Raw genomic sequence first — 21322 nt, 5'->3', positions numbered from 1 at the left:
GTGGGGGTGATCCGAGAACAAGAAGGCCACGTACTGGGCCCAGCGCCTCCTCCCCACGCCCGTGGGGGTGATCCGACGGTCGGCATTGGCAAGCTGCTCAGGCTGCTCTCCTCCCCACGCCTGTGGGGGTGACCCGTCCCGCAGGTTACTCTCGCCGCTGGTGAGGTCCTCCTCCCCACGCCCGTGGAGGTGATCCGGCGCACGGCAAGTACCTGCGGGTCGGCGCACCCTCCTCCCCACGCCCGCGGGGGTGACCCGATCGCGATCATGGCTCAGGTGGTGGGCATCTCATCCTCCCCACGCCCGTGGGGGGTGACCCGATGAAGGAGTTTATGGACGCTTGCCACTGAGGCCGTCCCCACGCCCACAGGATCCACCCGTTCGAGCTTTGATCGAATGGGAACGCATTGGGAACGATCAGCCGTAGTCGGCTGGTGTCAGCCGTAGACAGCCGGACACAAAGCGAGAGGCCCGGCACCGCGTTTCCGCTGGTGACGGGCCTCTTGCCGCTGGTGTGGCAGGTGCAAGGTTCGAACTTGCGTAGGCTGAGCCGACGGTTTTACAGACCGCTCCCTTTGGCCACTCGGGCAACCTGCCGTGCCATCCGCTCTCGCGGCGACACACAGAAGGATAGCGGACTTCCGAGGTGTACGTGACACCGGTTTGTCCTGAGCCGGATCACTGGTGCGAGGCGTGCCGAAAGGGGGTTGGGCGGGGCGGGAGGGAGCGTCGTACAGGGGGGCGGTGGCCTGCGCGGCGGGCCGATGCTGGCTAGGCTCGTTCGCTGGGTCCCTCGCGTTCGCGTACGGCGGGGAAGCGGGGTCCGGGTAGTGCTTTCGCAGCTGAGAGGATGGGTGTTTTGGCCGATTCATCTTTCGACATCGTCAGCAAGATCGACCATCAAGAGGTCGACAACGCCCTGAACCAGACGGTCAAGGAGATCGGGCACCGCTTCGACTTCAAGGGCACCGGCGCCGCGATCAGTTGGTCTGGGCAGGAGAACATCGAGATCAGGGCGAACAGTGAGGAGCGGGCTAATGCCGCGCTCGACGTGTTCAAGGAGAAGGTGGTCAAGCGGGGTCTGTCGCTGAAGATCCTTGACCCGGGCGAGCCGAAGCTGTCGGGTAAGGAATATCGCATGCTGGTCAGCCTGAAGGAGGGCATCGACCAGGAGCACGCCAAGAAGATCTCCAAGATGATCCGCGACGAGGGTCCCAAGGGGGTCAAGGCGCAGATTCAGGGCGAGGAGCTTCGGGTCAGCTCGAAGAAGAAGGACGACCTTCAGGACGTCATCTCCCTGCTCAGGGGCAAGGATCTGGACATCGCCCTGCAGTTCGTGAATTATCGCTGACCGCGATATGGGGCTGTGGCCGGGCGCGCGTCGTCCTCGGGGACGCGGGCGACGCGCGGCTTGCCGGCGCCGGTGCGGGCCGGGTCCCGAACGTAGGCTTGGGCCGTGACGATGATCCCCGTGCGCCGGTTCACGGCGCGTGCGCTGCCCGTTGACGATCAAGGACGGGTGCTGTTGCTGCACGGCTTCGACCCAGCGAGGCCTGACCAGCCGTTCTGGTTCACGATCGGCGGGGCCAGGGAGGACGGCGAGACGTTGCAGGAGGCGGCGGCGCGCGAGCTGTTCGAGGAGGTCGGGATCCGGGCGGACGCGGCGCACTTCGCCGGCCCGTACGGCACCAGCGTGACCGAGTTCACCTGGGCCGAGTACGCCGTCACGCAGGATCAGACGTTCTTCGCGATCCGGGTGGGCAACGACGCGGTCGTGTCGTTCGAGCACATGGACCATCTGGAGAAGGACACGATTACGGCCTATCGGTGGTGGAGCGTGGCGGAGCTCGAAAGCACTGAGGAGATCGTGTATCCGGAGGATCTCGTGGCGATGCTGAGGAAGATCAACTCGAGCTCGACGGGTTTCGCTTAGAGCTCCCGTCCGCCGAAGGCGGTTGCCGTGCTCCCCTACTGGGGGCGGAGGACTCGTGTGGCGCCTGCTATGAGGGCTGTTGCCAGGATCCAGCCGGAAACGACCAGTCCGTACGCGAGCCACTGCGTCCACCCGCCCGGGTCGAACAACTCGCGCTGACCGAATGCCGGGATCGGGAGCAGAAGGTCAAAGGTGTAGGCGAAGGCGTTGAAGTCGGGGCTCTCGGTGGGTTTGAGTGGCCTGGGAGGGTTGGCGGCGAAGGCGATGGTGCCGATCGCCAGCAGCAGGGTGAACCACATGCCCGCCAGCCAGGGGCGGTACCCGTACCCGACCGCGACGTCGAGCAGCCGCCCCCACGCCTGGCTGCCCGGTCCCTGCGTCTGCCGTCTGGCGCGAAGTTTGGCGAGCTGGGTGCGGCGGGCGAGCGCGTCGTTGCCGTCGCTGAGGTACCAGGCGGCCAGTTGTTCGTACGGCTGCGGCCGGAAGCCCTCCGGGTCGCGCCGCACCCAGTCGATGCGCTGCGTCACGCCCGAGCCGCGCAGCCGCTGGTAGGTCAGGCCGTTGAGGCGGAGCTGCTCGGGCCAGGTGTCTGGATCGTCGTGCAGCGTGCCGAGTGTGGTGTGTGCGAGGGTGACGACGCCTTCGATGGGTTTCGCGGGCTTGAGGTAGAGCTCGCGGATTTCCATGTTGCTCGCGTGGATGGCGTAGTTCGTGTCCGGGCTTCGTACGGTGCCGTCGAGCGAGAGCGTGCCGTTGATGCGGGCGCCGCGTAACCGTAAGCAGCCCCATGCCTGGAATCCACCGGTGCAGCGCATGACGTTCTCGACGACCATGTTGTCGGCGGCCAGTGCGTTCTTGCCGGGATTGCGGAGAACCGCCCCGTCCAGGAAGAGTCCGCCGTTGAGGCGGGAGCCGATCAGTCCGACTCCTCCGGTGAAGTCGGCGTTGCGCATGTACGCGCCGGAGTCGACGACGGCGGCGTGCGCGTAGAACGCCCATTCCTCGCCGTCGGCCACCGTCACCTTGGTGCCGCCGAGCCACAGGCCGCTCTCGAACTGGGCCCGGCTGAGGCGGACCGGGCCGGTGATGTTGGAGCCGGACAGGCTGAGGTGACCGGCCACCCGCATGCCGCCGCCGTTGAGCCCGGGGAGGTGGCAGTCGGTCAGGCGTACGGTGCGAGTGGTGGAATCGGTGAAACGGACGGGTTCGTCGAAGTGGCAGCCACTCAGGTTGAGCTCGTACGGGATCGTCCCGCCGACCACCGCGAGCTGGCCGGTGATCCGCGCGCCGCGCAGCCGTACGGCCGGGACCGCGCCGCCGGCCGCGTCGCGGGCGCCGAGGAGCAACTGGGCGATCACCTCGGCCCTGATCGACCGTTCGGGGCCCCAGGTGTCGCCGTCGGCGGGCGCGTTCCCTCCGGCGGTGCGCGTGCGGTCGGCGTGGTACGGGCCCAGCTCCACGATCTCGCCGGTGGGGAACGCGTTCCAGAGCCTCCGCTCCGCCTTGGTCAGCCGGCGCATACGGCCTCAGGCCTCAGCGGCGGTAGCCGGCCATGCGCTCGAGGCGCGCGACCCGCTCGGACGTGGGCGGATGGGTGGAGAAGAGGCGGCCGAAGCCGGAGCCGCTGAACGGGTTGGCGATCATCATGTGGGAGGCGGAGGTCAGGCGGCTGTTCTCGGGAAGCGGAAGCCTGCGTGCGCCCATCTCGATCTTGCGGAGCGCCGAGGCCAGGGCCAGGGGGTCGCCCGTCAGCCGGGCGCCCGACTCGTCGGCCTGGAACTCTCTCGTACGGGAGATCGCCATCTGCACCATTCCGGCCGCCACCGGCCCGAGCACCATCATCAGCAACGCCCCGAGGAAGCCCGGCCCCTCGTCGTCGTCCGAGCCGCCGAAGAACACCGCCACGTAGCTGAGCCAGGTGATCATCGTGGCCAGCGCGCCGGCGACCGAGGAGACCAGGATGTCCCGGTTGTAGACGTGCGACAGCTCGTGCCCGATCACTCCGCGCAGCTCGGCCTCGTCGAGCAGCTTGGTCAGCCCGTACGTGACGCACACGGCCGCCTGGCGAGGGCTTCTGCCCGTCGCGAACGCGTTCGGCTGCACGGTGGGCGAGATGTAGAGGCGCGGCATCGGCTGGCGTGCCTCGGTGGAGAGCTCTCGCACGATCCGGTAGAGGGTCGGCTGCTCGACCTCGCTGACCGGCCTGGCCCGCATGGCGGACAGCGCGATGCGATCGGAGAAGAAGTAGGCGATGCCGTTGCTCGCCAGGGCGAGCACGAACGCGATCCGCACACCGGTGCCGCCGCCCAACCACGCGCCCACCGCGACAATCAGCGCCGACAGGCCGCCGAGCAGGACGGCGGTGCGCAGACCATTGTGGTGCAAGGTTCCCCCCTTCGTGGTCCGGGTTCCACCTGGTCCAACGACGATGACCCGGTGCTTCGTTCCCAACCGTCCCCTCACTCGTGTCCCCGCGTGCTCAAGTGAGGGCACAGCGCGACCTGGCCGCCCCTCGGCGGGTGGACCGGTCAGCCGAACGCGGTGAAGGAGGTCATGTCCAGAACCAGTTGCGGGGCGATCGAGAACAGGACGGCCGCCACCAGGGAGACGCCGATGGCCGGCCACGTCGCCGGCGGCGGGCGGCGCCGGACCGCGGCCACGCCCGGGGTGAAGAGGCGGGCCGCCCACACCGCGTAGTAGTAGAGGCCGATCACGGTGTTGACCGCCATGACCAGCGCCAGCCAGCCCCAGCCGCCCTCGACGATCTCACGGAAGACGAACACCTTCGCGAACAGCCCGGCCAGGCCGGGCGGCAGGCCGGCCAGGCAGACCAGGCAGAACGCCAGCGCCAGCCCCGCCGCGGGCTCCCGCAGCGCGAGGCCCCGGTAGTCGTCGAGCTCGTTGCGGGTGGCGGTTCTGGAGACGAGCATGACGACCGCGAACGCGCCGAGGTTCATGGCGGCGTAGATGACGAGGTACGCCATGGACGTGCCGATCGCGGTGGTATGCGAGGAGGTGTCCCCCGCGATGGCCAGGGGCGCCAGGATGTAGCCGGACTGGGCGACGGAGGACCAGGCCAGCAGGCGTACGGCGGAGCGTTGGCGCAGGGCGAGCAGGTTGCCCGCGGTCATGGTGAGCGCCGCGACGATCCCGACGATCGGCGCCCAGGTGGCGGCCTGCCCGGACAGCCCGGCGACCAGGATGAGGATCAACCCGGCGAACCCGGCCGCCTTGGAGATCACCGAGAGCAGCGCGGCCACGGGGACGGGCGCCCCCTGGTAGACGTCGGCCGCCCAGGAGTGGAACGGCACCGCCGCGATCTTGAACGCGAACCCCGCCACCACGAGGACGACGCCGACCGTGCCCACGGCGGGCAGGGTCTCCCACGCCATCCCGGGTGCCGGGCTCTGCCCGCTGAACACCGCCGCCAGGCGGGACAGGTGGACCGTGCCCGCGATGCCGTACAAAAGGGACACCCCGAACAGCATGACCGCCGTCGACACCACCGACACGACGAAGAGCTTCACCGCGGCCTCGGACGCGCGGCCGTCGTACCGCTTCATGGCGGTGAGCGCGAAGACCGGCAGCGAGACCAGCTCGAGCGCCACCACGAGCATGATCAGGTCTCGGGACGCGGGCAGGGTCACCGCGCCGACGAGGGTGCAGAGGAGCAGGAAGTACCACTCGCCGACCGGGATGCCCCCGGCCGCCAGTTCGGTCATCGACATCAGCACGACCACCACGCCCGCGACGAGCACCAGGCCCGCGAACACCAGCGTGAACCTGTCCGTCACGAAGGAGCACGCCCCGCCGGGACCGGCCAGATCGGGCGGCACGCAGAACGTCGACCGCGCCGGGGCGCCCCCGGCCGCCTGAGCGCCGACGAACCCCAGCGAGACCAGCACCCCCGCCAGCGCGACCAGCCCCAGCGCCGTCCTGGTGCGCGGGCGGGCCGGGAGGAACGCGTCCAGCAGCAGCACCAGGCCGGCCGCCAGGGCGAGCACGAGCGGAGGCGCGATCACGAAGTAGTCGATCTGCTGGATCATGAGACGGCTCCCAGCAGGGTCTGGACGGCCGGGGTGGTGAGGGTCAGAAGGAGGCCGGGCCAGAGCCCGAAGAGGAGGATCAGGGCCACCAGCGGGGTCCAGGCCAGCAGCTCGTGACGTCTGACGTCGTCCACGGCGCGACGTACTTCTTGGGGCTCTGCCTGGGGATCGTGGCCGTCGGACGGCTCGTCGCCGTGGCGCACCGGTGCCGGGCTCGGCTCCAACGTGGCCGTCGCCGAGCGTGCCTGCGGCGGGCCGAGAGGTACGACGGGGCGCTCGTCCGGGGTGACGCCCTCATCCGAGGTGACGTCCTCGTCGCGCGCGACCGCCCGTGGCCGGCCGTGGGTGACGCGGGACAGCATGAGCAGGAAGTACGCGGCCGTGAGGACGGCGCCCAGACCCCCGATCACCATGTACGTCAGGAAGAGCCCGCGCGGCAGCCCGTTCGCCGGCTGGAAGGCCCCGAACAGGGCCAGCATCTCGCCCCAGAACCCGGCCAGCCCCGGCAGCCCCAGCGAGGCGATCGCCGCGAACGTCAGCAGCGACCCCAGCCGGGGCAGCGTCGCCAGCATGCCGCCGCCCAGCGACGGCATGTCGGCGGTGTGGTAGCGGTCCTTCACCGCTCCGGCCAGGAAGAACAGCAGGCCGGTGATCAGGCCGTGGGCGACGTTCGCGAAGAGCGCGCCGTTGACGCCCACAGGGGTCAGCGTGGCGAACCCCAGCAGGACGAAGCCCATGTGACCGACCGACGAGTAGGCGATCATGCGTTTGAGGTCGCGCTGGGCGAGGCAGGCCAGCGCCCCGTAGATGATGCCGACCACGGCGAGCGCGCCCAGCCACGGCGCCACCGCCGCCGCTCCCTCGGGGAGGACGGGGAGGGCGATCCGGGCGAAGCCGTACGTACCCATCTTCAGCAGTACGCCGGCGAGCAGCACCGAGCCCACGGTCGGAGCCTCCGTGTGGGCGTCGGGCAACCAGGTGTGCAGCGGCCACATGGGAGTCTTCACCGCCAGACCGATGCCGATCGCTATGAAAGCGATGATCTGCACGGATCTGGACATCCCTGCGCCGTGGGCCGCGTTCAGGGCCTCGATGTCGAGCGTGCCGGTCTGCGCCCATACGAGGAGCAGGCCGATGAGCATCACGACCGAGCCGAGCAGCGTGTACAGGATGAACTTGATCGACGCCGCCCTGCGTCCCGTGCCGCCCCAGATGCCGATCAGGAAGTACATCGGGACGAGGACGATCTCGAAGAAGACGAAGAAGAGCAGCAGGTCGAGGGCGAGGAACGTACCGAGCATGCCTACTTCGAGGACGAGCAACGTGAAGACCAGCGCCCTCGGCCGCGCCCCCGCGAACCCCTTGCGGGCGCTCCCCCAGCACAGATAGACGAAGCAGAGGAACGTCAGCAGCGCGGTCAGCACGATCAGCGGCAGCGAGATGCCGTCGACGCCGAGGTGGAAGCGCAGGCCCAGCCCGGGGATCCACGCCTGGTCGACCTCGAACTGCGGGACCGCGCCCCGGCTGTGGTCGAAGGTGGCCGCCAGCAGCACCGCCAGTGCCAGGGTCAGGCCCGACAGGACCAGCCCGTACGTGTGCAGTCGCGGGTGGAGCGCCTGTGGCGCGAGGAGGAGCGGGAGCGTGCCGAGCAACGGCACGGCCAGCAGCACGACGGGAAGCCAGCCCATCTCCATCAGCCGCTCACCCCCGCCCTGATTCCGGAGCTCATGATCGCGATGAGGCGGGACCGGGCCGTCAAGCGGGCACCGCACCGTCGGGCCGTCATGCGGACACGGCACGGTCGGGCCGTCATGTGGCCACCTCGCCGCCGGGCCGTCATGTGAACGCCGCTCCGCCGAGCCGTCATGTGGCCGTCACGCTGTCGAGGCCAGTCGGCTGTCATGTGAGCATCACCGCCCCCACCGCGATCAACAGGACGCCGGCCAGCAGGCCGCTCACGTAGAGCTGGACGTTGCCGTTCTGGGCGAATCGCAGCACTCCGGACAGCCCGCGCGCCGACCTGCCGGAGCCGCGCACCGCCCCGTCCACGACCACGTCGTCGGTCCTGACCACGAGCCTGGAGAGCGCCAGGATCGGGCGTACGAACAGCGCGGCGTAGAGGGCGTCCACGTGGAACGCCTGCTCGCACGGCACCCTGAGAGGCCCCAGCAGGCGGGCCGGGTCGGCGAGGGGGTCGATGCGCCAGAACGCGTACACGATGCCGGCGCCGAGCACGGTCAGCACGACGCCGACGGCCGCCACCCCGAGCTCCAGGTGCAGCTCCCCCGCGAAGCCCAGCAGCAGGGCCGGGACGGCGAGGAGGACGACGGGCACGAGCATGGTGCGGGGGCCCTCGGCGACGTCCACGACGTGGGCCGTGCCGGGCGCCGGCTCGGGCAGCGCCACGGCCCGCGCATCGCCGAAGAAGGTGCGGAGCCAGGCCCTGGTGGCGTACGCGCCGGTGACGGCGACCGTCGCGAGCGCGCAGCCGTACAGGAGGAGGGCCGCCGCGTCCGTCAGGCTCCCGCTGGACAGGGCGCCGTCCATGGCCACCAGGACGCCGTCCTTGCTGAAGAAGCCGCTGGCTGGAGGGAGGCCCATCAGTGCGGCGAGCCCGATCGTCATCGCCCCGAACGTGACAGGCATCTCCCGGCGCAGGCCGCCCATCTGCGTCATCAGGTTGGAGCCGACGTGGTGGATCACCACGCCCGCGCACAGGAACAGCAGGGCCTTGAACGCGCCGTGAGTCAGCAGGTGGAAGACGGCCGCCGTGTCGGAGCCCGCCGCGAGGCCGCCCGCCATGTAGGCGAGCTGGCTGATCGTGGAGTAGGCGAGCACCCGTTTCAGGTCGTCCTGGGCCAGCGCGGCCAGGGCGGCGCCCAGCATGCCCAGGGCCGCGACGACGGCCAGCACGTCGAGCGTGGGCCCGGCGGCCAGGAACGCGGGGAACAGCCTGGCCACGATGAAGATCCCGGCGGCGACCATGGTCGCGGCATGGATCAGGGCGCTGATCGGCGTGGGGCCCGCCATGGCGTCAGGCAGCCACGTGTGCAGCGGCACCTGCGCGCTCTTGCCGGCCACCCCGGCCAGGAGCAGCATCGTGGCCGTCACCAGCGTGCCGGAGGACATCTCCGGCACTTTCCCCAGCACGTCACTGATCCGGAAACTTCCGGCGGCCAGGCCGAGTACGAAGATGCCGAAGAGGAAGCCGACGTCGCCCAGGCGGGTCACGAGGAACGCCTTGACCGCCGCGCGCGAATTGCCCCGGTCTTCCCACCAGTGGCCGATGAGGAGGTACGAGCAGAGGCCCATGATCTCCCAGCCCACGTAGAGGACCAGGAGGTCGCCCGCGTACACGACCAGGAGCATGGCGCTGGTGAACAGGCTGATGAACGCGCTGTAGGAGGGGTAGCGCGGGTCGTCCTTGAGGTAGCCGACCGAGTAGACCTGCACGGCCAGGGCGACGAGGGTCACCAGGACGCCGAGGACGCTCGACAGGTTGTCGGCCTGGAGGATGAGCGTGATCGGGACGCCGCCGGTGGTGATCGTGCCGTACGTCTGGCCTGTGGGAGGTCCGGTGGTGGCGCCGCCGTTGACGAACGCGAAGCCCGGACCCCAGGCGAGCCAGACCGCCAGGGCCGAGGAGAGGGCGGTCGGCAGGATCGCGATCCATGCGGCCCTGGCGTTGGCCCGCTTGCCCGCTGCCCTTGCGGCGTCGGTGTCGGTCTGTGCCAGGTCTGGGGTGGCTTCCGTATCGGGGGTGGGGTGCCTGTGGGGCCAGCGGGAGAGCAGCAGGCCGGCGGCCGCCGCGACGAACGGCAGGAGCACGGCGATGAGCGGGAACGTCGTCGTCATGGCGTGCCACCTCGCTTGACGGGCTGCTCACCCTTACGGCCGCCCTGCGTACGGCCGCTCTCCGCGTGGCCGTCTTCTGAATGGCCGTCCTCGGTCTGCGCCTGCTCGGATGCGGGTGCCTGGTCATTGGGCCGGCCTGTGAGGGGATCTTCGTGGCCGCCTGCCAACGCCAGGGGAGGCGAGGAAGGGATGTTGGCGGATGCGGGCTCAAGGCCGTTGGGTGATGGCTCGGCGAGGTCGCGGAGGTGGTCGATGTCGACGGTGCGGCGGTTGCGGTAGAGGGCCAGCACGATCGCGAGGCCGAGGCCCACTTCGGCGGCCGCTATGACGATGACGAAGAGCGTGAGGACCTGGCCGCTGTGCAGGCGGTCGGCCAGCCACACGTCGAACGCGACCAGGTTGAGGTTGACGGCGTTGAGCATCAGCTCGACCGACATCAGCACGAGGATCGTGTTGCGGCGGGCGAGCACGCCGTAGACGCCGATGGAGAAGAGGAGCGCGGAGACGATCGCCGGGTAGACGATGTGCACTAGTGACCCCCCGTCTGATCGGGCGGCGGATTATCCCCGGTCGGGCCGGACGTCGTGCCGTCCGGAGTGCTGGGCGACGGCTTGTCCGGAATGCTGTCAGGCGGCGCGTTGGACGCCGGTCGGCCGGGTGTCTGGTCCTTGTCGGTGCGGGAGCGGGGTGGGGAGCCTCCGGGGATGTCGGTGCGGGACAGGACGATCGCGCCGACGAGGGCGGCGAGCAGCAGGACCGACAGTGCCTCGAACGGCAGCACCCAGGTGGCGAACACGCTCGCGCCCAGTTCCTTGGCGGCTCCCGCGCCCGGACGCAGGGGCGTGTAGGCCGTACGGAAACCGTCGATCACCACCGTGACGAGCACCGCGGCGGTCGCGACCGCCACCACGGCGGAGGCGACGCGGTTGCCGCTGTCGAGGTCGGCGGAACGGCCGATGGGAGCACGGGTGAGCATGATGCCGAACAACATGAGCACGACCACCGCCCCCACGTAGATCAGCACCTGGACCCAGGCCACGAACTCGGCGGTCAGAACGAGGTAACCGCCGGCGAGGGCGCCGAAGCAGACCACGAGCCAGAGGGCGGCGTGGACCAGTTGTCTGGTCGTGACGACAAGCAGCGCCGATCCAACCGCTACCGCGCCCAGCAGCAAGAAGACGATCTCTTGCCCGGTGGGTGACAGGTAGGAGGGCACCGCCTCGGTCACGACTCCTCCTCGGACTCCCTTGTCTCGTCAGGACCGAGCCGCCCGGGTGGTCGGATGGACCGTGGATCGGCCATCCTGCGTCTGCGGGGGCTCGCGGGAGAAGTGTGCTCTCCCGGATCGGGCTCCGGTTGCGGTTGGCCCGAGGCTGTGGACAACTTTTCTGGGGACGGCCGGCCTGTGGATGACGCCGATCGGCCGGACGGCTGCGGGGGTGAGGTGTTCTCCCCGGTCCCTTCCGCGGAAGGCCGGGAAGTCGCTTCGTCCTGGCTGCCGGAGGGATCGGCAGCGGTCGCGTCGCCTTCGGAGGTCGTCGATCCGTTCTCGTCCGCGGAGGGAGAGGTGGTCGTCCGGCCGGCCTCGGTCGAGGGGGTTGAGGTCGGGGAGGGCTCCGTACGGGCGTCGGCGCTCGTCTCGCTCTTCCCGGATGCGGGGCCGATGGGGCGGTCGGCGGCGGCGGGGGCGTTGTCCTGAGGACGGGGCGGCAGGGCGCCTGGGGGGCGAATGCCGCGTACGTTCTGGATGGGCCGGCGAGGGCGTGCACGGCGGTCGCCCTGGGCGGAGGTGTCAGGGGCCTGGGCCTTGGATTCTGCGCTGTCGGAGTCGCCCGTTGTCGGGGAGGAGCGCGTCCCGGACGGTGTCTCGGAGGTGCCGGTCGTGGTGTCGGCGGCCGTGGCTCCTGCTGCGGGTCGCGGCTCCGTGGCTTCCGGCGATGGCTGCGATCCTGTGGACGCCGGTGCCGCGTGCGTGTTTGCGGCTTCTGCCTCGGGTTGCGGGGTCTTGGTGCCCGGTACGGAGGACGGTGCCGCGTCTTCTGTGCCTGACTGTACGGTGCCCGGCGCGGGGGGCGATGCTGCGGCTTCCGGGGCGGCCTTGGATTCTTGGGCAGGCCTGGGTTCTTGGGCGGTGGGCGTTCTCGGCTCGCGTGTGGGCCTTGGTGCCGGGCGCTCCGCCGTACCTCTGGCCGATTCCGGGGTGCGGCGAGTGGCGGGGCGGCGGGGGGCGGCGGTGAGTTCCTTGGGGGGTTCGGCGCCGGGGTCGTGGGGCGGAGGTGGTGGGACCGTTTGGGCCCAGGCACCCAGCGCGTCCTTCTCGTGGAGAAGGTTACGGATGTCGCCCTCGGCGTACTCGAACTCCGGCGACCAGAAGAGGGCGTCGAACGGGCACACCTCGATGCAGATCCCGCAGTACATGCACAGGGAGAAGTCGATGGCGAAGCGGTCGAGGACGTTTCGCTGGCGGGGACGGCCGCCCTCGGGGGCCGGGATCGTCTCCTTGTGGGAATCGATGTAGATGCACCAGTCGGGGCACTCCCGCGCACAGAGCATGCAAGAGGTGCAGTTCTCCTCAACCAGGGCGATGACGCCTCGGCTGCGAGGCGGGAGGGCGGGCTTGACCTCGGGATACTGCTGCGTTACCGATTTGCGCAGCATGTGACGAAGGGTTATGGACAACCCTTTCGCCAGCCCGACTCCCGGTATCCGCGCCATGTTCAACATCATGACGCAAGTGGCGCCGCACGTGAACGTGTGGGGGCGTTGTCCCCAGTTTTTCCACAGCCATCCACAGGTTGGCGGGGGGTTATCCACAAGCTGTGTGCATGCCCGGTATGGACGTCGGCGGGGCGATATTCTCTCGGCCATGCAGCAGAGCCATCAGGTCCGTCCCGGTGGCGGGGCGTGGGCGGCCGCCGTCGTGTGGGCCTGCCTGCCCCTGTTCACGTGCGGGCTGGCGACCCCGTTCACCATCGGGTTCGCCGCGTTCTGGCTGCGGAGCATCTGGCACGTCGTCGCCGCTTCGGTGTACATGGTGTGCATCGGTTCGTTCGTGATCGCGGCGCTGGCGTACAACGACTTCGAGGACGTCCCGCAGCCGCTGGCCGCGCTGGTCTCGCTGGGGCTGCTGGTCAGCTGGGGTGGCGGGGTGATCCACTCGGGCATCCTGGTGCCGACCATGGCCCGGGCACGGCTCCGGCCCTCCCTGGGCGGGCCGCCGCACATGAATCCGCACCGGCGGACCACGGTGCCCACCTATCAGCGGCACCCTCAGGAGCGCGCGCCCTATCAACGGCACCCCGGCGATCCTGCCGCCCATCAGCAGGGTCCCTATCCGCCGCGCCACGACGAGCCTCGTCGGCGGGCTTCCGGGGAGCAGGGGACGCCGCATCAGCGACGGCCCGGAGAGGCTGAGCGGAGCGGGCGGCGGCACAGCAGCGAGCCGGACGGGGTCGGACGGCGACCGGGAGAGCCCGGAGGTGTTTCAGGGGCTGCAGGGGCTGGAGCGGCTGGACGGCGGTCTGGGGAGACGGACTGGACCGGACGGCGCGCTGGCGAGACGGACTGGAGCGGGCGGCGTCCTGGTGAGCCTGGAGGGGCAGGACGGCGATCCGGCGAGACGGAATGGAGTGAGCGGCGTTCCGGAGAGCCCGGAGGAGCTGGACGGCGATCCGGCGAGACGGAATGGAGCGGGCGGCGGCACGGCGGCGAGCCGGACGGGGTCGGACGGCGGCCCGGAGAGCCTGGAGAGGGTGGGCGGCGACCTGGTGAGCCGGAGTGGATCGGGCATTATCGGGTGCTCAAATCGCTCGGGCGCGGCGGGCAGGGAGCGGTTTACCTGGCGGTGACGCCCGAAGGCGGGCGGGTGGCGGTGAAGGTGCTGCACGATCTCGTCAACGAGACGGCGCGGACCAGGTTCGCGCGGGAGGTGGACGCGGCCCGGCGCGTGGCGACGTTTTCCACAGCCCGGGTGCTGGACGTGAACATCTCCGGTCAGCACGCCTACATCGTCAGCGAATACGTGGACGGGCCGTCGCTGGAGCAGCTCGTCAAGAAGCATGGGCCGCGCGACGACGACAGCCTCACCCGGCTGGCGTTATCCACAGCCGGTGCGTTGGCGGCCATCCACAAGGCGGGGATCGTGCATCGCGATTTCAAGCCGAGCAATGTGCTGATCGGGAACGACGGGCCTCGGGTGATCGACTTCGGGATCGCGCGGGCGCTCGATCAGGTGACGATGGTGACGGCGGGGAAGATGGTCGGGACGCCGCCTTACATGTCGCCGGAGCAGCTCACCGGGGAGACGGTGGGTCCGGCCTCCGACGTGTTCAGCTGGGCTGTGACGATCATGTTCGCGGCTACGGGGCGGCCGGCGTTCGGGGAGGATACGGTGCCTGCGGTGTTCAACCGGGTGTTGACCTTTCATCCGGACTTATCGCCGCTGCCGGCTGCTCTGCGTGGTGTGGTGGGGGCCTGTCTGAGCAAGCGTCCTGAGGAACGGCCGTCGGCTTCCGATGCGATGGTGGCGATCGTGCATTGACCGGCGCTGTGGGACTGGCCGCTTGGTGATTTAGGGATAGGCGTGGCGGTGGCCTGCTGGTTGGCGGTGGCCTGCCGGTAGGTGGCGGTGGCCTGTGGGTGGCGGGGTGGGCGGTGCCGCTTGGGCGTTATGGGGTGGCGTCCTTGGCTGTCTCGGTGAGGGTGAGGTACTCCTCGCGGGACACCCGGTGCACTCCCAGCCCAAGGTTGTGGCGTTGGGCGAAGCGGTGGGCGTCCTCCGGTGGCCAGCGGCCCGGCAGGTGGTGAAGGGGTCGGCCGGCGCGGTCGAGGATGATGAGGCCGGTCAGGTCCTCGTAGCGATAGAGAAGCAGGCTGGACGCCCCGCCTCGCGACTCCCCGCCTCGCGACTCCTCCGTGTGGAGGGTGGCGATGGTGTCGTTGCCGTGGAATATGCGCAGACGCCCCATCGAGTCGAGGCCGAGGTACGGGCCGCCCGATGCTCCGAGCACAGCGCCCTTGCGGATGCGCCCGCGCTGGACCCTGGCCAGGATCGGCCGGATGACGAGCAGCGCGGGGCTGAAGGCCACCATCAACCACTTGGCCTCGACGACGTCGAGCAGCAGCCTGCCGATCGAGGACAGGCCGCGCCAGGCGAACCACATGCCGGTCGAGGCCAGGTAGATCATCAGCCCGATGCCCACGACTCCCGCGCAGATGGCCACCGGCTTGCGCCATGCGGCGAGGGTGGGGCGGGGCAGGCCGCGGAGGCGTTGCCAGCCGGGGGCGCGGCCGGCCAGGGCGGCGCGTACGCGGGCCGCCGGGTGGGAGCGGGCGTCCATCAGCGGGATGCCGGCTTCGCGGGCGAAGAGCTCCAGGTCCGGATCGTTCCAGTCGCCGGGCAGGTCGAGCAGGACCAGCCCGTCCTCGTCCAGGACCGCCACGCCCTGCACGGAACTGCCGTTGAAGTCGCACCGGTAGCGGTAGAGACCGGCGGCGGTGACGCGTACGGAATGGCCAAGGGCGTTGTCGAGCACGGTCAGCGTGCGACCGTCCGAGGTCAGTACGGTTTGCGGGCGTCGGCTGTCTGCGGTCGCGCCCGCCAGCGGAACGAGCTGATTCACTGGAAATCCTCCAGAGGCCCCCTGCTTTATATGACGAACGTGGCGAAGGGAAGGTTTCCCCCACGCCGCGCCGAATCTAGATGAGCACCTTGATGACGCCGGTCAGGGCCAGCTGGACCAGGGCGAGGGGGACGAGGATCGCCCAGGCGAGTTTCTGGAGCTGGTCCTCGCGCAGCCGCGGGTACGTGACGCGCAGCCAGATCACGACGAACGCCAGCAGGAAGACCTTGACCAGGGTCCACAACCAGCCGGGCAGTAAGGGTCCGTGCCAGCCGCCCAGGAAGAGCACGGTGGTGAGGAACGACAGGACCACGATCCCGGCGTACTCGGAGAGCATGAACAGCGCGAAGCGCATCCCGGTGTACTCGGTCATCGGGCCCATGATGATCTCGGACTCGGCGACCGGCATGTCGAACGGCGGGCGGCGCAGCTCGGCCAGCCCGGCCAGGAAGAACACGACGCCGCCGATCGCCTGCCACGGCAGCCACCACCACTGCCACGCCTCGACGATGCCGGGGATGGACAGCGTGCCCGCGGCCATCGCGACGGAGGAGGCTGCCAGGACGAGCGGCAGTTCGTACGACATGAGCTGGGCGGCCGCCCGCATGCCGCCGAGCACGGAGTACTTGTTGGCCGACGCCCACCCGGCCATGATCGCGCCGAGGACGCCGACGCCCATGACGGCGAGGACGAAGAAGAGGCCGAGGTCGAGGTGGACGGCCACGAGGTCCTGGTCGAGGGGGATGGCGATCAGCACGACCAGGTACGGGACGAGCGCCACGCCCGGGGCGATCATGAAGATGCGGCGGTCGGCCGCGGCCGGGATGACGTCCTCCTTCTGCGCGAACTTGACGCCGTCGGCGATGAGCTGCGCCCAGCCGTGGAAGCCGCCCGCGTACATGGGGCCGAGCCTCGACTGCATGTGAGCCATGACCTTGTGCTCGGTCTGCCCGACGATCAGCGGCAGCACCAGGAACACGATCAGGATGACGGCGAAGCTCAGCACCACGTCAAGCATCAGGCGGCCCCCAGTCGGCTGGAACTCCTGGCGGAAGCGTCTTGCGGCGGCTCGGCGCGCCGTGGCCGGACTCGCCGGGCTCCTTGGCGCCGGGCCACGGCTTGGCCACGCGGGCGGCGAGGATGAAGTCCTTGCGCAGCGGGTGGCCCTCGAACCCGTCGGGCAGCAGCAGCGGCACGAGGTGGGGGTGGCCGTCGAAGATCACCCCGAACATCTCGTACGTCTCGCGCTCGTGCCAGTTGGCGCCCCGGTAGACGCCGACGGCGCTGGGCAGGTGGGGGTGTTCGCGCGGCACGCGGGTGCGGAGGAGCAGGCGCTCATGGGCGGCCGGGTGGTAGACGTGGGCCACGACGACGAAGGCGTCCGGCGGGTCGTCGACGCCGGTCAGCCAGTCGAAGTAGGCGTAGCCGAGGTCGTCGCGGACGTACGTCAGGAGCTCGATCCAGTCGGCGGGGGCCACGTCGACGGTGGTGTCGCCGTACGACTCCGTGATCTCGGCCCGGTCGCCGCCGAAACGCCCGGACAGGCGGGCGCGGGCGGAGCCCTCGGTGGTCACGCCTCCTCCGCGTGGGAGCGGGACCACACGTAGCGGTCGCTGAGCTTCTCGCCGGCGATCTTCTCCTGGAGCTTCGTGATGCCGTACAGCAGGGCCTCGGGCCGGGGCGGGCAGCCGGGGACGTAGACGTCGACGGGGATGATCTGGTCGACGCCGTTGGTCACGCAGTAGGAGTCCCAGTACGGGCCGCCCGAGTTGGAGCAGGCGCCGAACGAGATGACGTATTTCGGGTCGGGCATCTGCTCGTAGAGGCGCTTCACGGCCGGGGCCATCTTGTCGGTGACCGTGCCGGAGACGATCATCAGGTCGGCCTGACGCGGGCCGTTCGCGAACGGGATCACGCCGAACCTGATGAAGTCGTGCCTGCTCGTCGAGGTCGCGATGAACTCGATGGCGCAGCAGGCCAGCCCGAAGTTGAACACCCACAGCGAATAGCGCCTGCCCCAGTTGAGCACGAAGCGCATCGGTCTGGGCGCCAGCCGGGAGACCGGCCCCACCGTGGGCATCGGGAGGTCTGTCGCTGCCATGTACTCCATTCTGGCCCGGATCGCAGGTCAGGCAAAGACACCTCCTGATCGCGATCAGACCGTCATCAGCTCATCAGTGGTGGAGCGCCGCCTGACACCGATCATCTCGTCAGTGGTAGAGCGCCGCCTGGGCCGTTTCCCTGAGGTCCTGCGCGACGCGGGCGGCCGCCGCCGCGAGCTCGCGCTCGATCGGCTCCATGTCGGGCGCCGGTACGCCGGGCCGCGCGTACGGGAGCCGCTCGGCGTGCTCGATGCGCAGGTGCGTCGGCGGGTGCGTGCTGTCCACCCGCAGGTCCGCGAGGCGGCCGGCGCGGCGGCGGCGCTCCAGCTCGGACGCCGGCACGGCCGCCACCTGGGCGCGCAGCGCCTCCCACAGGTCACCGGTGCCCGCGGCCACGGCGCCGGAGGTCAGGAACCTGGCGGCCGGGACGACCCACGTGGTGAACCCGTCCAGCAAATCGACGGTGGCCGCGACGCCTCCCACGCGGGCGGCCAGCTCGTCGGCCCGGTACTCGGCACGCTGGGACGAGCGGTAGAGCAGCAGTTCCATGACGAGGACGAGGCCCCGCACCGGGACGCCGACGACGGCCAGCGCGCAGTCGGCGAGCAGCTGCGACACGCCGTCGCCTGGCTGCCAGTTGAACCTGGCCACCCGCCGCAGCTCCAGGAGGGAGTGGAGCGCGCTGCCGACGACCAGCCCTTGGCGGCCGTCGCCGTTGCTCGAGTGGGCCATCTCGTGGGCGAGGAGCGAGACGCGCTCCTGGGGGCCGAGGAGGAGCCACAGGGGGTAGCCGATCTCGACCAGGCGGCGGCGCCGCCAGCCGTACGCGCGGAAGGACGCGTTCACGTCGCCGCTGATGGCCACCAGGTCGGTGGGCGGTGCTCCGACCTCGGTGCCGATCCGGTCGAGCAGGGCGTACAGGGCGGGGGCGTCGGCGCGGGCGAGAGCTTGGCCGCCTCGGGGGAAGGGGGCCGGGCGGGGGCGGAGGAGCCAGGCGAGGTCGAGGGCGACGAGGCCGAAGAGGATGCCGGCGACGGTCAGGCGGGTCAGCAGGTACGCGCCGGTGATCAGGAGCGCCGGGGCGAGGAGGTGGACGAGGCAGGCGAGCACGTAGCTCGCGATCCGGGCCGGCCCCGCCCGCCGCGCCGGAGCCTGGGAGGCCGCCCGGGGGGCGTCGGCCACGAGCTCCGCCCGGGTGTCGTCGGCAAGGAGCTCCGTCCGGGTGGCGTCGGCGAGGAGCTCCGCGTGCAGGCCGTGGACGAGTTTCGCCTGTAATCGCGCGAAGCGGGGCTTCGACGGGGCTGGGTCGCGGACGACGTTCCAGCCGCACTCCGGGCACCACGCCGGGTACGGCGGCTCGGGCTTGAGCGGCTGGTCACACTCGGGACAGATCGAGGGACAGGTTGACATGGCAGGGGAATCTGCCACGGCAGGGGCACGCCGGGATAACGGTCCGGGCCCGCGCGATTCCCAGGTCCAGGTCCCCAGCTCCAGGTCCCAGGTCCAGGTCCTAGGTCCAGGTGAGGACGCGCTTGCGCCAGGCGTACAGGATCCCGAGGGCGATGAACCCGAGGAAGACGAACATCTCCACGAGCGTCGTCAGCCCGTACCCGGGCGCGTCGAAGATCGTGGCCCAGGGGAAGAGGAAGACGGCGTCCACGGCGAACACGACATACAGGTACGTGAAGACGTAGTAGCGGACCTGCGACTGTGCCCAGCCCTCGCCCACCGGGTCGACCCCGCACTCGTACGTGGTCAGCTTCTCCGGCGTCGGCCGGGTCGGGCGGAGCAGGCGGTTGGCCATCAGGGCTCCGGCCACGATGGCGACGCCGATGGCCAGGAGCGCGGCGACGAGTACGTATGACCCGAAATAGCCATCCATGAACGGATCGTAACCCGAGACGGCAGGGATACCCAGCGTGGTCAAAGGCTATGGAGCGATCACGTCAAAACCGGGTAAACAGGAAGATCGCCGCAATAGCCTGACATTCATGCACCAAAAGCGATTCTCCTCCGGAATCGCTCTGCTGGCCCTCTCGGCCGCCGGCTGCGGGCTGGCCGGCGGCTCCCCCGAGCGGGACATCGTGGTCCCGGCAGAGCCGACGCTGATCGACTTCGCCGACCCCACCGCCGTCCCCGGTCTGACCACCAGGACGCTCATCGAGGAGCACGCCGTCGGCCGGTACGTGCACATCAGCTACCCCGAGCTCAAGAATGCCCCCGCGCTCAACCACGCCCTGCGCGCCGCGGTCGAGAAGCAGTGGCGCGACTTCCGCGGGCGCACCAAGGACGACTCCGCGAACCCGCGGCCCGAGCTGAACGTGGAGTGGCAGCTCGCCGCCGCCTCGCCCCAGGCGGTCGCGGTACGGCTGCGCACCGGCGAGTACCTGGGCGCGGGCTGGGCGAACTCCACCCGTACGTACTGGTTCGACCCCGGCACGGGCCGGACCATGGGGTCCGGCGGGCTGCTCGGCGGCGAGGACGCCATGCGGCGGCTCGCGGGCCTGGTGCGGGAGCAGCTCGGCGAGGAGCGCGGGCCGCAGGTCGACCGGGCCGAGGTGACGGCGAAGGGCGACCGGTTCGATTCGATGGCCTTCAACCGGGACGGGGACCTGGTGGTCGAGTTCGACGACTGCCAGATCGCGCCGTGTTCCCTGGGCCGGCTGGCCGTGGCGGTCCCCGAGCGGCAGGTGCGCCCGCTGCTGTCGGCGTTCGGGCGGCGGGCCCAGACGAGCGTCGCCCAGAAGAGCGTGGATCAGGAGAGCCTGGAGCAGGAGAGCGAGGACGAGTCGGGGGCCGGACACGAAGCCGGACACAAAGCCGGGCAGAAAGCCGGGCACAACCCGTTCGACGACCCCGGGACCGCTGTGGCCGTCGATCCGCGGGCGGTCAGCAACCGGGCCGGGACGGTGGACTGCGCCAGCGCCAAGTGCGTGGCGCTGACGTTCGACGACGGGCCCGGCCCGCACACCGGCGAGTTGCTCGACATCCTGCGCGAGGCGCGGGCGCGGGTCACGTTCTTCACGGTCGGCGTCAACGCCGCCGCCCAGCCCGAGCTGCTCGAAAGGATGAGCGCGGAAGGGCACCTGGTCGCCAACCACAGCTGGGCGCACAAGGACCTGTCGAAGCAGCCGTCCAGCAAGATCGCCGACTCGCTCGTACGCACGGCGGACGCGGTCGCGGCCGCCATCGGGCAGCGGCCCACGCTGGTGCGGCCGCCGTACGGGGCCGTGAGCCAGACCCTGCGCGACGTCGCGGCCGACGCGGGGCTGGCCCTCGTCAACTGGGACGTCGACGCCCGGGACCAGGTCGCGGAGAAAGCGGGCGACATCGTGGACCTTGTCGTGCGCCGGGTCCATCCAGGTGCGATCATTTTGATGCACGACATCAGACGGGAATCCGTCGACGCGGTCCCGGACATCCTCGAGAAGCTGCGCGGGAAGGGTTACAGGTTCGTCACCGTTCCAGAGTTGTACGGCTCGGCAGGGATGCAGGCCGGACGCCTGTACAGGTCAGGGATCGAGCTGCCGGGTAAGCAGCCCCTGACGTAACACATGCGGAGGAGGCACGTATAGTTGGCGTTCGTGACCCGAACCGTCCTGTACGCCCGCCTGCATGTGGACCTCTGCAGGCTCGCGTCCGGGCTGTGTCGTCGTTCTCCCGCCTGACCCTGACTCCGACCGCGTTTACCCGCTCGTTGCGGGATGCAAACGCGTGACCTTCCGAGGATCTAGCATGGAAACAGAGAACGCGCCCACGTCCAAT

Annotated in this window: 19 protein-coding genes, 1 tRNA gene, 1 pseudogene and 1 CRISPR repeat array (1 of these 22 only partly in view); of the genes and pseudogenes, 5 read left to right on the top strand and 16 right to left on the bottom strand. The window is 70.1% G+C overall.

From position 1 onward, the window contains the following. Positions 1-258: a CRISPR direct-repeat array (repeat unit 29 nt; unit sequence CTCCTCCCCACGCCCGTGGGGGTGATCCG) (it extends 809 nt beyond the left edge of the window). A gap of 257 nt (positions 259-515) precedes the next feature. Continuing rightward, positions 516-597 (bottom strand) — tRNA-Tyr (locus FH608_RS34245). A gap of 253 nt (positions 598-850) precedes the next feature. Between FH608_RS34245 and FH608_RS34240 the strand changes: the two genes are divergently transcribed. After that, a complete protein-coding gene (locus FH608_RS34240; RefSeq protein WP_226900148.1) occupies positions 851-1351 on the top strand; it encodes a YajQ family cyclic di-GMP-binding protein in 501 nt (166 codons plus the stop codon). Positions 1352-1462: 111 nt separating this feature from the next. Further along, positions 1463-1933, top strand: coding sequence for an NUDIX hydrolase (locus tag FH608_RS34235; protein ID WP_226900169.1), 471 nt, complete (start codon positions 1463-1465; stop codon positions 1931-1933). 35 nt (positions 1934-1968) lie between these two features. Here the strand turns inward: FH608_RS34235 and FH608_RS34230 are convergent, their stop codons facing one another. The 9 genes and pseudogenes from FH608_RS34230 to FH608_RS51800 form a co-directional block, all read right to left on the bottom strand. Then, on the bottom strand, positions 1969-3453 hold the full coding sequence (locus tag FH608_RS34230) for a hypothetical protein (RefSeq protein WP_139634516.1): 1485 nt from the start codon (positions 3451-3453) through the stop codon (positions 1969-1971). 13 nt (positions 3454-3466) lie between these two features. Beyond that, positions 3467-4318, bottom strand: a complete 852-nt coding sequence (gene htpX, locus FH608_RS34225; RefSeq protein WP_139634515.1) for a zinc metalloprotease HtpX — start codon at positions 4316-4318, stop codon at positions 3467-3469. A 143-nt stretch (positions 4319-4461) separates the two neighbouring features. Beyond that, complete coding sequence (locus tag FH608_RS34220; protein ID WP_139634514.1) at positions 4462-5979, bottom strand: NADH-quinone oxidoreductase subunit N; 1518 nt, start codon at positions 5977-5979, stop codon at positions 4462-4464. Beyond that, positions 5976-7667 carry a complex I subunit 4 family protein gene (locus tag FH608_RS34215; RefSeq protein ID WP_139634671.1) on the bottom strand — a complete coding sequence of 564 codons (1692 nt, stop codon included), beginning with the start codon at positions 7665-7667 and terminating at the stop codon, positions 5976-5978. The genes FH608_RS34220 and FH608_RS34215 overlap by 4 nt, the downstream gene beginning before the upstream one ends. Before the next feature lie 211 nt (positions 7668-7878). Further along, positions 7879-9834: an NADH-quinone oxidoreductase subunit 5 family protein gene (locus FH608_RS34210; protein WP_139634513.1), complete on the bottom strand. Its 1956-nt coding sequence runs from the start codon at positions 9832-9834 to the stop codon at positions 7879-7881. A gap of 227 nt (positions 9835-10061) precedes the next feature. Beyond that, a pseudogene (gene nuoK / locus FH608_RS34205) lies at positions 10062-10364 on the bottom strand (NADH-quinone oxidoreductase subunit NuoK); the annotation flags it as partial. Beyond that, entirely contained in the window at positions 10364-11062 is a 699-nt protein-coding gene (locus FH608_RS34200; RefSeq protein WP_226900147.1) for an NADH-quinone oxidoreductase subunit J family protein, read from the bottom strand. The pseudogene nuoK and the gene FH608_RS34200, both read right to left, overlap by 1 nt. After that, positions 11059-12387: a 4Fe-4S binding protein gene (locus tag FH608_RS53150; RefSeq protein WP_226900168.1), complete on the bottom strand. Its 1329-nt coding sequence runs from the start codon at positions 12385-12387 to the stop codon at positions 11059-11061. The genes FH608_RS34200 and FH608_RS53150 overlap by 4 nt, the downstream gene beginning before the upstream one ends. Before the next feature lie 327 nt (positions 12388-12714). Continuing rightward, the gene (locus FH608_RS51800; protein ID WP_193318785.1) at positions 12715-13089 is read right to left on the bottom strand and encodes a hypothetical protein; all 375 of its coding nucleotides are present in this window, start codon (positions 13087-13089) and stop codon (positions 12715-12717) included. 541 nt (positions 13090-13630) lie between these two features. On the opposite strand from FH608_RS51800, the gene FH608_RS53940 reads away from it, so the two are divergent. Beyond that, complete coding sequence (locus FH608_RS53940) at positions 13631-14374, top strand: serine/threonine-protein kinase (RefSeq protein ID WP_193318784.1); 744 nt, start codon at positions 13631-13633, stop codon at positions 14372-14374. 127 nt (positions 14375-14501) lie between these two features. Here the strand turns inward: FH608_RS53940 and FH608_RS34185 are convergent, their stop codons facing one another. From FH608_RS34185 to FH608_RS34160, 6 genes are all read right to left on the bottom strand, one after another. Then, complete coding sequence (locus FH608_RS34185) at positions 14502-15455, bottom strand: hypothetical protein (protein ID WP_139634511.1); 954 nt, start codon at positions 15453-15455, stop codon at positions 14502-14504. A 76-nt stretch (positions 15456-15531) separates the two neighbouring features. Beyond that, positions 15532-16473 carry an NADH-quinone oxidoreductase subunit NuoH gene (gene nuoH / locus FH608_RS34180; protein ID WP_139634510.1) on the bottom strand — a complete coding sequence of 314 codons (942 nt, stop codon included), beginning with the start codon at positions 16471-16473 and terminating at the stop codon, positions 15532-15534. Further along, positions 16466-17029: an NADH-quinone oxidoreductase subunit C gene (locus FH608_RS34175; RefSeq protein ID WP_226900146.1), complete on the bottom strand. Its 564-nt coding sequence runs from the start codon at positions 17027-17029 to the stop codon at positions 16466-16468. The genes nuoH and FH608_RS34175 overlap by 8 nt, the downstream gene beginning before the upstream one ends. Next, positions 17026-17556 carry an NADH-quinone oxidoreductase subunit B gene (locus tag FH608_RS34170; protein ID WP_139634509.1) on the bottom strand — a complete coding sequence of 177 codons (531 nt, stop codon included), beginning with the start codon at positions 17554-17556 and terminating at the stop codon, positions 17026-17028. Before FH608_RS34170 ends, FH608_RS34175 begins: the two co-directional genes overlap by 4 nt. Before the next feature lie 109 nt (positions 17557-17665). Next, positions 17666-18967 (bottom strand): M48 family metallopeptidase, encoded by a 1302-nt coding sequence (locus FH608_RS34165; RefSeq protein ID WP_139634508.1) that lies wholly within the window; start codon positions 18965-18967, stop codon positions 17666-17668. A 100-nt stretch (positions 18968-19067) separates the two neighbouring features. Then, positions 19068-19439, bottom strand: coding sequence for an NADH-quinone oxidoreductase subunit A (locus FH608_RS34160; RefSeq protein ID WP_139634507.1), 372 nt, complete (start codon positions 19437-19439; stop codon positions 19068-19070). A gap of 109 nt (positions 19440-19548) precedes the next feature. On the opposite strand from FH608_RS34160, the gene FH608_RS34155 reads away from it, so the two are divergent. Both FH608_RS34155 and FH608_RS54505 read left to right on the top strand, forming a co-directional pair. Next, positions 19549-21108 carry a polysaccharide deacetylase family protein gene (locus tag FH608_RS34155; protein WP_139634506.1) on the top strand — a complete coding sequence of 520 codons (1560 nt, stop codon included), beginning with the start codon at positions 19549-19551 and terminating at the stop codon, positions 21106-21108. A gap of 33 nt (positions 21109-21141) precedes the next feature. Next, on the top strand, positions 21142-21225 hold the full coding sequence (locus tag FH608_RS54505) for a putative leader peptide (protein ID WP_394367718.1): 84 nt from the start codon (positions 21142-21144) through the stop codon (positions 21223-21225). Positions 21226-21322: the final 97 nt, after the last annotated feature.

Origin of the sequence: Nonomuraea phyllanthi, from assembly GCF_006334985.2 — a bacterium.
GTDB classification, from domain to species: Bacteria; Actinomycetota; Actinomycetes; order Streptosporangiales; family Streptosporangiaceae; genus Nonomuraea; species Nonomuraea phyllanthi.
Note: the sequence above shows the minus strand (reverse complement) of the source record. Positions and strands in the feature narration are given on the sequence as shown.